This window comes from Thalassobacter sp. (genome assembly GCF_982993085.1).
In genome coordinates this window covers 1-11,803 of the sequence record NZ_CEZFMW010000116.1, presented here as the reverse complement: position 1 = coordinate 11,803, position 11,803 = coordinate 1, and the positions used below count along the sequence as shown (strand labels likewise).

12 protein-coding genes and 1 tRNA gene are annotated in these 11,803 nt (G+C 57.6%); 5 read left to right on the top strand and 8 right to left on the bottom strand.

The window, feature by feature from the left end; translation table 11 throughout:
- The first annotated feature begins 161 nt into the window (after window positions 1-161).
- Window positions 162-890 carry an SDR family NAD(P)-dependent oxidoreductase gene (locus AC4GMC_RS15015; protein ID WP_487878415.1) on the top strand — a complete coding sequence of 243 codons (729 nt, stop codon included), beginning with the start codon at window positions 162-164 and terminating at the stop codon, window positions 888-890.
- Here the strand turns inward: AC4GMC_RS15015 and yihA are convergent, their stop codons facing one another.
- From yihA to rpmH, 8 genes are all read right to left on the bottom strand, one after another.
- Window positions 891-1,544, bottom strand: coding sequence for a ribosome biogenesis GTP-binding protein YihA/YsxC (yihA, locus tag AC4GMC_RS15010; RefSeq protein ID WP_038008572.1), 654 nt, complete (start codon window positions 1,542-1,544; stop codon window positions 891-893). It abuts the gene before it with no gap.
- Window positions 1,544-2,284 carry an MOSC domain-containing protein gene (locus AC4GMC_RS15005; protein WP_487878414.1) on the bottom strand — a complete coding sequence of 247 codons (741 nt, stop codon included), beginning with the start codon at window positions 2,282-2,284 and terminating at the stop codon, window positions 1,544-1,546. Before AC4GMC_RS15005 ends, yihA begins: the two co-directional genes overlap by 1 nt.
- 2 nt (window positions 2,285-2,286) lie before the next feature.
- Window positions 2,287-4,134 carry a membrane protein insertase YidC gene (yidC, locus tag AC4GMC_RS15000; protein WP_487878416.1) on the bottom strand — a complete coding sequence of 616 codons (1,848 nt, stop codon included), beginning with the start codon at window positions 4,132-4,134 and terminating at the stop codon, window positions 2,287-2,289.
- A 142-nt stretch (window positions 4,135-4,276) separates the two neighbouring features.
- A complete protein-coding gene (locus tag AC4GMC_RS14995; protein ID WP_487877716.1) occupies window positions 4,277-5,812 on the bottom strand; it encodes an EAL domain-containing protein in 1,536 nt (511 codons plus the stop codon).
- 61 nt (window positions 5,813-5,873) lie between these two features.
- On the bottom strand, window positions 5,874-6,740 hold the full coding sequence (gene ttcA / locus AC4GMC_RS14990; protein ID WP_487877715.1) for a tRNA 2-thiocytidine(32) synthetase TtcA: 867 nt from the start codon (window positions 6,738-6,740) through the stop codon (window positions 5,874-5,876).
- Window positions 6,741-6,851: 111 nt separating this feature from the next.
- On the bottom strand, window positions 6,852-7,073 hold the full coding sequence (gene yidD, locus AC4GMC_RS14985; RefSeq protein WP_487877714.1) for a membrane protein insertion efficiency factor YidD: 222 nt from the start codon (window positions 7,071-7,073) through the stop codon (window positions 6,852-6,854).
- Entirely contained in the window at window positions 7,070-7,453 is a 384-nt protein-coding gene (gene rnpA / locus AC4GMC_RS14980) for a ribonuclease P protein component (protein ID WP_487877713.1), read from the bottom strand. Before rnpA ends, yidD begins: the two co-directional genes overlap by 4 nt.
- 13 nt (window positions 7,454-7,466) lie before the next feature.
- Window positions 7,467-7,601 carry a 50S ribosomal protein L34 gene (rpmH, locus tag AC4GMC_RS14975; RefSeq protein WP_026757035.1) on the bottom strand — a complete coding sequence of 45 codons (135 nt, stop codon included), beginning with the start codon at window positions 7,599-7,601 and terminating at the stop codon, window positions 7,467-7,469.
- Between the two features lie 317 nt (window positions 7,602-7,918).
- Here rpmH and AC4GMC_RS14970 point away from each other — a divergent pair, with 317 nt between their 5' ends.
- The 4 genes from AC4GMC_RS14970 (at window position 7,919) to AC4GMC_RS14955 (ending at window position 11,755) form a co-directional block, all read left to right on the top strand.
- A complete protein-coding gene (locus AC4GMC_RS14970; protein ID WP_487879048.1) occupies window positions 7,919-8,668 on the top strand; it encodes a TVP38/TMEM64 family protein in 750 nt (249 codons plus the stop codon).
- A gap of 47 nt (window positions 8,669-8,715) precedes the next feature.
- Window positions 8,716-10,134, top strand: coding sequence for a dihydrolipoyl dehydrogenase family protein (locus tag AC4GMC_RS14965; RefSeq protein ID WP_487877717.1), 1,419 nt, complete (start codon window positions 8,716-8,718; stop codon window positions 10,132-10,134).
- Between the two features lie 103 nt (window positions 10,135-10,237).
- Entirely contained in the window at window positions 10,238-11,632 is a 1,395-nt protein-coding gene (locus tag AC4GMC_RS14960) for a sensor histidine kinase (RefSeq protein WP_487877710.1), read from the top strand.
- A gap of 46 nt (window positions 11,633-11,678) precedes the next feature.
- Window positions 11,679-11,755: transfer RNA gene (locus AC4GMC_RS14955), tRNA-Arg, on the top strand.
- Window positions 11,756-11,803 lie beyond the last annotated feature (48 nt).

Here is an 11,803-nt window from a genome sequence, read left to right as displayed (position 1 = left end):
CGGGCGGTGGCGATGTAGTCGCGGGTCATGGCAGTCTGCTTTTTCATAGGGCGCGGCCTTGGGTAAAAAGGTGCGAGGGTTCTAGCGCGGCCCCTTCGGGAGGGGAAGGGGCTTGTGCGACTCTTGCGAAAGGCGCAAGGGTAGAAGCAGGAGTTTTTGATATGTCACAACGCACTATGGTGTTAACCGGAGCCAGCCGAGGGATCGGCCACGCCACGGTTCAACGGTTCAGCAACGAAGGCTGGCGGGTGCTGACGTGCTCTCGCCATGCGTTCCCGAACGAATGTCCGTGGGGGTCTGGGGCTGAAAATCACGTTCAGATTGACTTGGCCGACCCGAAGGCCACGATGGCCGCGATTGACGATATTCGCAGTCGTTTAGATGGCCGTCTGGATGCCTTGGTTAACAACGCTGGCATATCCCCCAAGGCGGCCGATGGGGGCCGCTTGAATACCCTTGAAACTGACTTGCGCACATGGGGGCAGGTGTTCCACGTTAACTTCTTTGCGTCTGTTGTGCTTGCGCGCGGCCTGCGGGAGGAATTGACGACGGCCAAGGGGTCCGTTGTGAATGTAACCTCGATCGCGGGCAGTCGGGTGCACCCATTTGCTGGGGCGGCCTATTCGACATCCAAGGCGGCGTTAGCTGCTTTGACACGCGAAATGGCGCATGATTTTGGCCCGCTCGGTGTGCGCGTAAATGCAATCGCCCCGGGCGAGGTTGAAACCGCGATTCTATCGCCGGGCACAGACAAAATTGTTGAACAACTGCCGATGCGCCGCCTTGGCCAACCCTCTGAGGTGGCGGCGGCGATCTATTTCCTATGCTCTGATGAAAGCAGCTATATTTCGGGCACCGAGATTGAGATTAACGGCGCCCAACACGTCTAGCTATTCCAGCCCAGCGATCAAGGCGCGCAAATGGGCGATGCCCCAGCCTTTTTCGGACGACGTCACCAATAGCTCTGGGTATGCTGCGGGATGTTTCGTTAGTGCTCCGCGTACTTGGGTCAGGACCTTGGCACGATCCACTTCTTTGACTTTGTCGGCCTTTGTCAGGATGACCTGAAATGTGACAGCGGCACTGTCGAGCAGCGACATGATCTCATCATCGACTGGTTTCACGCCGTGGCGGGCATCAATCAGGACAAAGGCACGGCGCAGTGTGACGCGTCCTTGAAGGTAGTTTTTCAGAAGACGCTGCCATTTTTGCACAACCGCGACGGGCGCATTGGCGTAGCCGTAGCCGGGAACATCCACGAGAAATAGCTCGGGCGAGACGGTGAAGTAGTTGATCTCTTGTGTGCGACCGGGGGTGTTTGAGGTCCGCGCCAGTGCTTTGCGGCCGGTGACTGCGTTGATCAAGCTGGATTTTCCAACATTGGATCGCCCGGCAAAACAAACCTCTAGCCGGTCCGCTGGGGGCAAGCCGTCCATGGCCACGACACCCTTGAGAAACTCAGTTTCAGAAGCGAACAGCATGCGTCCCTTTTCAAGCAGGGCGGCATCAGGCTCAGGGGCCTCGGGGAAGGGGAGCGTGGACATCAACGTACCTCAACGGTGTCACCCGTAGCGATTTCACCGCCTTGGATGCATTTCAAATAGACGCCAAAATGTTGGTGCCCCCAGATGTCATTCAGAGCACCCAGTGTGTTTGCATCGATGCGCCCGGTTTCGGGGTTGGCCATTGTGGCTCTGCATCGAGTGATAGGTTCGTGCACGTGAAAACGCGCACCGCCGATCTGAATGTCGCGACCGACCCAATCGAATTCTTCCCATGGAGCGAGTCCGTCGACCCACAGGTTGCCACGCCACCGCTGCTGCGACAGCGTTTGGCCTACGGCTTGACCTACGGCACGGTTGCTTGCGGGGTTACACAGCGAGACGGAGGGGTAGTCGGTGTCGGTCATACTGTGGTTTTCAACATGGATAATCCCTGTGGAGGCCGCGCGGTCGGTGGGCATCAACGGGGTGATCCATTCAATGAACGCACCAGAATCCCCGTTGGGATCAAACGTGATACTAGGACGTTCGGGGTGGTGCAGGGTAATAGTGCCTGCCTCTGCGTCCCACGCGCTGCTGATTGCCATCAAGCTGGGCGCTTTTCCACCACGTGAAAAATTGGCGCAAGGGCTCCAACTGGTGATGGGTTTGCTGGCCTCGTGTGTGACGGCCCACTGGCGATCTCCCGGTAGGGTGCCGCCAGTGGGTACCATGATCCGGTTTAATGCTTCGCGTCCATGAGCCTTGATCGGGTGGCGCCAGATCTCAGCTAGATGTGGCATGGTCACTTACCCTTTGGCTTCTTGTTAGCATTGGCGGTGTCATCCTTGGGGGTCTTTTTGAACCCACCTTTGATGTTGCCCCAAAGGTCCGGCGTGTAACCTTGGCTGCGCATAATCGCATACTGCTGCATGAACGTGATGGTGTTGTTCGCAATCCAGTAGACGACCAGTCCCGATGCAAAACTGCCGAGCATGAACATGAACACCCATGGCAGCCAAGCAAAGATCATTTGCTGCGTGGGGTCTGTGGGCGCTGGGTTCAGCTTTTGCTGGAACCACATCGAGACACCAAGCAAAAGCGGTAGGATGCCGATAAAGATCAGCGCCATGAAGCTTTCTGGGTTCGGTGCCGCATTGGGCAGCAAGCCGTACAGGTTGATGATGGATGTTGGGTCCGGCGCGGAAAGGTCTTGGAATGGCCCAAACCATGCGGCGTGGCGCAATTCGATCGTTACGAAAATGACCTTATAAAGTGAGAAGAAGATCGGAATTTGCAGCAAGATCGGCAGGCAACCCGAGGCTGGGTTCACCTTTTCGGTCTTGTACAGTTCCATCATTTCTTTCTGAAGCTTTTCGCGGTTGTCACCAGCACGCTCTTTGATTTTCTCCATTTCAGGCTGGAGTTCTTTCATCTTCGCCATGGAGACGTAGGACTTGAACGCCAGTGGCAGGAGGATGGCCTTGATCCCGAAGGTCAGTGCGATAATCGCCCAGCCCATGTTGCCGATCATCAAATTAAGCCAATGCAGGGCCACAAAGATCGGCTTGGTTAGGAAGTAGAACCAACCCCAATCAATACTGTCGACAAAACCTTCGACGTTCTTGTCGTTCTGGTAGCTACGGATAGCTTCCCATTCCTTTGCACCGGCAAAGAGTTTGGTTGTGACTTCTGCGCTGGTGCCCGGAGCGATTGACATCGTCGGCAGGCGGGCCTCGGTCTGATAGATGTCTGCGCTTGCGACATATTTGGTCACAGAAGTGAAGGGCTGGCCGTCACCGGGGATCAGCGTCGTCATCCAGTATTTGTCGGTGAAGCCGATCCAGCCATTGCCGGCGACCTCTTGAACATCAGCCTGTGCGCCTTCGCGGGGCAGCACGTCAAGGTCGGTCATGTCGTCGTAGTCGACTTCAGACAATGTGCCGTCGGATTTGCGCACTACGCCTTCGTGAAGGATGAAGAAGTTGACCGTGTCGGGCTGACCGTGCCGCGCAACAATGCCGTAGGGCGCCATGCGCGCCTCAGTTGTGCCCGTGTTTTCAACACTTTGCGACACGGTGAACATGTAGTCATCGTCGATCTCAAACGTGCGGCGGAAAATCAAGCCCGCGCCGTTATCCCAGCGTATCGTAACGGGGGAGGATGGTGTGAGTGTGGTGCCGCGTTCCACCTGCCACGCCGTGGCAGCACCCGGCACTTGGTCAAAGCCTAGATCGCCGCCTGGGGCCCAGCCGTAGAGCGCGTAATATGCGTCTGTGCCGCCCACGGGCGAGAGCAGCGTCACGATCGGGCTATCGTCTTCTAGGGTCTCATTATAATCTTTGAGCGCCAAATCATCGAGGCGACCGCCAGTCAGGGAAATCGAGCCTTCGAGACGAGGCGTTTCGATGTCGATGCGTTGGGTCGAACCAAGTGCTTGGGCACGTGATTGCTCGGGTGTGACGGCCAGGCTTGGGATCGCAACGCCGGTGTCTTGGGCCGCTGGTGGCAAGACGGCGGTGCCGTCTGCCGCGGTTGCTACGGCGGGCGGTTGGGGCTGGGGCTCTTCCGGTGGGAAAAGTACAAACCAGACCAAGATCACCAAAAAGCTTAGTGCGGTGGCAAGGATGAGGTTCTTGTTTTGGTCGTCCATTCTATGCGCATCCCCGGCAGTCATTTGGTCCCCGGTGTTCAATAGCGGCAGGGGCCAAAGGTCAAGGGCTTTCCCGTCGCAGGTAGGGGGCTTCGCCTATGTTGGACGATCAAAATGTAGGGAGTTCAGGATGTACCTTGCATCAGCCCAACCGGCGATTGCCGATCCTTGTGTTTGCGATCTTTGCGTTATGAGCGCTGACCCAACCGATGGTGTCCTCAAAGGGCATTGGTTTTGCGATCCCGTAACCTTGTACATGGGCGCAGCCGAGTTGGGCGAGGGTGCTGTGCTCGCCCGGTGTTTCGACCCCTTCAGCGAGGGTTTCGATACGCAACTGTTCTGCCATCGACAGGATCGCTGCTACCAGTCGCTTTTGGTTAGGGTCCGTGTCCACGTTTGCCACGAATGACTTGTCGATTTTGATGCGCCCCACGCCAAAGCGCGCGATGTGAGAAATAGAGGCGTGTCCTGTGCCAAAGTCATCCAAGTCCATCCGAAAACCTGCCCCGTGCAAGGCGCGGAGGTTTCGGAAAATGGCATCGTCGCCGTCCTGTAGTGTGACGCTTTCGAGAATTTCTATGCAGATACGTTCGGGATTTTGGTCAAAGCGATCTACTTGCCAGATGATCCGGTCTGCAAGGCGAGGGTCACGCAGTTCTTCTAAGGATAGGTTGATCGACACGCTTTGCACGCGCAGGCCGGCGCTTTCCCATGACTTTAGGGCCTTCAAGCTGTGCAGCAAAATGACTTCCCCAAGTTGGGAGAACGCGTGGCTTGCCGCAATGGCTGGCAGAAACTGCTTTGGCGACAAAAGACCCAATTCGGGGTGATGCCAGCGCGCGAGTGCCTCAAAACCGCTAAGAATTCCGGTGTCGGTCGACAGTTGTGGCTGAAACCACGGCCGGATTGCGCCCGTGTCGAGGGCCGCGTGGACTTGGCCCGCCAATTGATGCTCAACCTCGACGTCATTTTGCATTTGTTTGGTGAATGATCGGACGCCGCCATCGTTCGCTCGGATTGCCGCGCGTAATGCACATTCTGCGGCGGCTACGATTGCAGCGCCAGTTGGGGCAGGGCTTCGTTCTTCTAGGCATAGGCCAATTGCGCTGTGAAAATGGAACGTTTGATCTTCATGTGCGATAGGTTCACTCACGCAGGATTGGAGCCGTTCGACAATCGACAGGACGATTTCCAAATCAGCGCGCGGGATTGGTTGAAGCAAAACCCCGAAAACGTTGTCCCCGCACCGGGCGACAACATCGGTGTCGCGGACACACCGAGCCAACCGTTTTTGTACCCCGCTAAACACGTCATCCGTGAATTTGCTGCGCCATTCCCCCGCGACCATCAGGTGCGGGTCCACTTCGATCAGCATCACTGCTGTTGAGGTGTTGCTGCCTGGGGCGAAAGCCATCAAGGCATCCGCGTCCTCGATAAATATGTCGCGCTCCGTCCGAAGTGGTGTTTCGGAGGGCGTAACCAAATTATCTGCGGCCCATTTCCGTAAGAAATATAGGGAGGGCAGACCCAAAGCCGCCACCGATAGCCCTGCGATTTCATCTACAGTCAGGCCAACGGCCACCGCCCCCAAAAGCACGAATATGGGAAACGTCGTGGCGATTTGCCAGCGTTGGAGAGCCGCCCGCAATCGGGCGGGTCGGGCGGATGTTCTGTTCATGGGTCACTCCTCGGGCTCGCAGTCTTGTGCCGACTGTTAGCTCGCCTTGCTGACCGTTTGCTTAACGCAGCGTGGGGACCTGTTTATCATTTCCCTCAAATTCGCCAGATCTCATGAGGCCGGCAAAATCAAATAACTCGGGATCCAGTAAGTGCGAGGGGCGGGCTTGCATCAGGGCCGAGAACATTTTTGCGCGCCGGCCGGGAATCTTTTCCTCCCACCCGTCAAGCATTGCTTTGATCACTTGGCGTTGCAGGCCGTCCTGTGAGCCACACAAATCACAGGGAATTATCGGATAATTCAAGGCCTTGGCAAAGGCATCGCAATCCGCCTCAGCCACATGAGCCAAGGGGCGCAGAACAAACAAATCCCCTTCGTCATTCAATAGCTTAGGCGGCATGGTCGCGAGCTTGCCGCCATGAAAGAGGTTCAGAAAGAACGTCTCAAGGATATCGTCGCGGTGATGGCCGAGCACGACAGCCGAACATCCTTCTTCGCGGGCTACGCGGTACAGATTGCCCCGCCGTAGCCGTGAACACAGCGCGCAAAACGTCCGACCCGCAGGGACTTTGTCAACGACGATGGAATAGGTGTCTTGGTATTCAATCCGGTGCGGCACGCCGCGTTCCTCTAGAAACGCAGGCAGAACGGTGGCCGGAAAACCTGGCTGCCCCTGATCAAGGTTGCAGGCCAAAATATCCACGGGCAACAGTCCGCGCCATTGTAGCTCTGCCAAAACGGCCAACAGCGTGTAGCTGTCCTTGCCGCCCGACAAACAGACCAGCCACCGCGTGCCCGGTTCAATCATGCCGTAGCGCTCAATCGCTTCGCGTGTGTCCCGTACCAGCCGTTTGCGCAGTTTTTTGAAGGCTGTGGTTTTCGGGGCCCCGGCAAAGAGCGGGTGAATATCGCTGTCGTCGTCAAGCATGATCGGTGCTCCTTGGCGTGCCCGTCGGTGGGGTGTGACGCGCTGCTACACTAGATGAAGGGCTTGGAAAAGAAAGACATCGGTGGGGGCGTTGTTTCGCGTGGCTGTGCGCTAGTCGGGCACATCATCCACGCCATGCCCGCCCCAAGGGTGGCAGCGTAGAATGCGGCGGAACGCGAGCCATCCGCCCTTGAGGCCGCCGTGTTTGGACAGTGCTTCAAGAGCATAGGCCGAGCATGTCGGATCATAGCGGCAGTTAAACCCCACAATAGGCGAGAAAACCGCGCGGTAGGCGCGAACGGGCAGGGAAAGGATCCAAGCGAGAGGGGTCACTTGCCATGCACCTTTTGCAAGGCACGGCGCAGGTCCGACAGAAGGTCTTGGAAATCACGGGCCGCTGTTTGGTTGGCTCGGCCAATCAGCACATAGTCCCAGCCCGGCTTTCCGTGCTGCAAAAGGACAAGGCGCGCGGCTTCCCGCAGACGACGCTTGGCACGGTTGCGGGCGACGGCATTGCCGACCTTTTTGGAACAAGTGTAGCCGACGCGCACAGCAGCGTCTTCTTCGCGTCGATTGTATGCTTGCAACAAAAATGACCCGGCAGGCACGCGGTGGCCCCGGGCGGCGCGCAAAAAATCTGCACGCTTTTTGAGTACGCATAAAGAAACCGCCGGTGTCCCTTTGGTCCGGGGCACCGGCGGCTCAACACTCATCGCTACGAGGCCCTTAGGCGCTCAGCGATTTCCGGCCGCGTGCGCGGCGTGCGTTCAGAATCTTACGACCAGCTTTGGTGGCCATGCGCGCACGGAAGCCGTGACGGTTTTTGCGAACGCGGTTGGACGGTTGAAACGTGCGTTTCATGTCGGTGCTCCTATCAAGTCGGTGCCCGGATGGGATTCGACAGGCGTTAATCTCGTGATGCCGCTGCTTAAGCGCGGGGAGGGGGCCTGTCAACGGCGTGCGGGAGTAGAATGTTACATCTTTTGCTCTGATTTGCGTGGTCGGCCCGGTGTTCGGTGACACGCTTTGTCACAAACCCCTGTTTTGACCCCGAATCCCATCACCTGACATCACCCCCGCGTGAGGTCGGCTATCTCCGGCACCTTGCATGATGCATCAAGGCTGCAACGAAAGCCAATCCGGCTCACGATCTCAGAATTACCAAGGAAATTGCTCCGATGACTGATACACACCAACAGATGCCGCAAGATACGCCCAAGAAAAGCGCGCTCGTGAAGAACCTGCCGCTGATTGCCATTCTCACCGTTGCTGCCGTTGGGGCCTATGCCCTGCGCGATACGCTGTCGTTTCAGACGCTTGCGGACAATCGCGAATCCCTCATCGGGTTTCGGGATGCAAATTATTTGCTGACCGCGTTGGCCTTTGTCGGGGCGTATATCGTGATCGTTGGCTTTTCCTTGCCGGGGGCGGCGATTGCCACGCTGACAGGTGGTTTTTTGTTTGGGCTGTTTCCGGGGGTTTTGTTTAACGCAGGGGCCGCGACCATCGGCGCCACGGCGATTTTCCTTGCTGCGAAGTCGGGCCTTGGGGACAAGATGTCCGCCAAGTTGGACGCATCCGAAGGGGCCGTGCGCAAAATCAAGGACGGCATTAAAGAGGACGAGGTATCCTACCTTTTCATCATGCGTCTTGTCCCTGCCGTGCCGTTTTTTGTGGCCAACCTGATCCCCGCGTTCATGGGGGTTTCGCTTAAACGGTATGTGTTCACGACGTTTTTTGGCATCCTGCCGGGGGGCGTGGTCTACACATGGGTGGGGGCGGGCCTTGGTGAGGTATTCGCCCGTGGTGAAACGCCTAACCTAGGCATTATTTTTGAGCCGCATGTTATCGGCCCGATCCTTGGGTTTGCCGCGCTCTCTGTCCTGCCAATTATCCTTAAAAAGTTTCGCAAAGGCTCGGCACAATGAACGCGCTGAACAGCACCGACGCATTGCTCAAAGAAAGCACTGAACCCATGGAAAAGATCAAAACAGATATCCTGATTATTGGCGCCGGCTCCGGCGGGTTGTCCGTGGCGGCGGGCGCCAGCCAAATGGGGGCTGATGTTGTGCTGCTGGAAGGTCACAAGATGGGAGGAGACTGCCTGAACTTTGGGTGTGTGCCGTCCAAGGCCCTGATCGCGGCGGGCAAACAGGCCCATGCAATGTCCCATGGTGCCAAGTTCGGTGTGACCCCCGTGATGCCCGAAGTCAGCTATGCCGCGGCCAAGGACCATGTTCACAAAGTGATTGAGACAATCGCCCCCGTCGATAGCCAAGAGCGGTTTGAAGGGATGGGTGTCCGAGTGATCCGGGAGTTTGGCAAGTTTATTGATGCCAAAACGGTACAAGCCGGACCTTACCAGATCATGGCGCGCCGTGTTGTGATCTCGACTGGGTCGCGCCCCTTTGTGCCGCCCATCCCCGGCCTTGATGCCGTCCCCTATGAGACGAACGAGACACTGTTTGACCTGCGTGAGCAGCCAGAGCATTTGCTCATTATCGGTGGTGGCCCCATCGGGTTGGAAATGGCGCAGGCGCATGTGCGATTGGGTTCAAAGGTGACGGTTCTCGAGGGCGCAAAGGCGCTGGGCCGGGATGATCCCGAAATGGCCGAGGTTGTCCTTAACCGCTTGCGCGCTGAGGGGGTCGAAATCGCCGAAGGGCAGATTGCCGAAAAGATTGCAGGCAGTGCAGGGGCGATTGAGGTCCATACAAAAGATGGTTCGGTCTTTGAGGGCTCCCACCTGTTGATGGCGGTCGGGCGGCAGCCAAATGTCGATAAGTTGGATTTGGAAAAGGCGGGGATCGAGTATGATCGACGCGGCGTGAAAACCGACATGGCGCTGAAAACCACGAATGCCAAGGTCTATGCCATCGGGGATGCCGCTGGGCGTCATCAGTTCACCCATGTCGCGGGCTACCATGGGGCGACAATCATCCGATCTATGCTGTTTGGTCTGCCAGCCAAAATCCGTGAAGATCACATTCCCTACGCAACCTACACCGACCCTGAGCTGGCTCAGGTCGGCCTTACGGAGGCGCAGGCGCGTGAGGCGCATGGCGATAAGCTGGAAGTTGTACGCTTTCCCTACCATGAGAATGATCGCGCCATCGCAGAAGGCAAAACCGAGGGTTTGATCAAGGTGATGATCGTCAAGGGGCGTCCTGTTGGGGCCTCTATTGCGGGGGCCCATGCGGGCGAGCTGATCCAGACGTGGTCTTTGGTGTTAGCCAACAAGTTAAAGATCGGGGCGGTGGCCGCCATGATCGCGCCCTACCCAACTCTCGCGGAGATCAACAAACGCGCTGCCGGGCAATATTATGTCCCGCGCCTATTCGATAATCCAACGGTGAAGCGGGTCGTGCGTTTCGTGCAAAAGGTTCTACCATAAGCAAAATTCACGCCGTCATATTGGACAGGGCGGTGTCAACTATATATGACAGGGAAGGGCGTCCGATTAGGCGCCCCTCCGCACACCCAACACAGCAGAGCCGATGATTAACACACTTTCTGGCCGCTTCCTTGTTCTGACCGTGATTTTTGTCATGGTGGCGGAAATTCTTATCTTTCTGCCTTCGATTGCCCGCTTCCGCGAGGAGTACCTGCTGGCGCGGTTGGAGCGAGCGCAGATTGCGTCTCTCAATCTTTTGGCTGCGGGTGAGATGATCGCGCCGGAGGTTGAGCAGGAGCTGCTGCGCAACGCCGGCGTTCTGAACGTCGTTCTGCGCCGGGACGTGGCGCGGGAATTGGTGTTGTCGGGGCCCTTGCCGTTTCAGGTTGGACAGACCGTCGATCTGCGCGATGATCGGGCATGGGTGCTAATCCGTGACGCGATGAGCCGCTTGATCACCCCCGAGCCTGAGGTGATCCGCGTACTGGGGCAGCCAGTTATGGGCGGTGGGTTGCAGATTGAGTTTGCGCTCGACTCACGACCCCTCCGTGCGGCTTTGCTGGACTATGGGCGGAATATTTTTTGGCTGTCGTTGATGATTTCTGCTATCACGGCTGTGTTGCTGTTTATGGCGGTGCGCCGGGTGTTGGTGATGCCGATCCGCAAGCTTGTGGATCAGATGGACCGGTTTGCCGAAGCGCCCGAGGATGCGCGACGGATCGTAACGCCTGCCTCATCTGTGGTGGAGCTGCGCGCCGCTGAAGAGGCGTTGTCGGCGATGCAAAGCCAACTTAGCCAATCGCTCAAGCAAAAGGAGCGTCTTGCGCAATTGGGCGGTGCCGTGGCCAAGATCAGCCATGATTTGCGAAATATCCTTACGACTGCAACGTTACTCGGCGATCGTCTCGAAAGCGTGGATGATCCCACGGTGAAACGTGTCGGCCCCAAGATCGTCAACTCGATCAGTCGTGCAGTTTCGCTGTGCGAAGGGACGCTGGCCTTCGGAAAGGCCGAGGAAAGCCCGCCTGCACTGACGCGGTTCGATCTTGGAACGCTTGCTGGGGACATTGCCGAGTCTGAGCAATTGGCCGTAGCCCCGGATGTGGTCAGTATCGGGACTGATATTCCACCGGGCCTACAGGTTCGGGCCGATCCTGATCAATTGCACCGCGTGTTGGGTAACCTTGTCCGCAACGCGCGCCAAGTTATCGCGGCCACAGGTGTGCCTGGGGAGATCACGGTGTGCGCCCGTGAGGAGGCGCGCGCCTGGTGGATTGAGGTCGTAGACACCGGACCAGGCCTGCCGCCGCGCGCACAGGAATACTTGTTTCAGCCGTTTCAGGGCACTGCGCGCAAAGGCGGGACGGGCCTAGGGCTCGCAATCGCGGCTGAGCTGATCAAAGGACACGGTGGGACCTTGACCCTAAAAGAGACCGGGCCTGAGGGCACTACTTTCTGCATTTGCCTGCCGCGTGACGGCATTCTAGAAATTGTTTGAATTAGCCCTTGCGCGTGTCGGAGCAGGGGGCTAAACGACCCACGACGGATTGGTAGCTCAGTTGGATAGAGTACTTGACTACGAATCAAGGGGTCGGGGGTTCGAATCCTCCCCAGTCCGCCATAAACCATTCGCGAACCCAAGATGAGGCCCCATTGCGGGCCTTTTTTC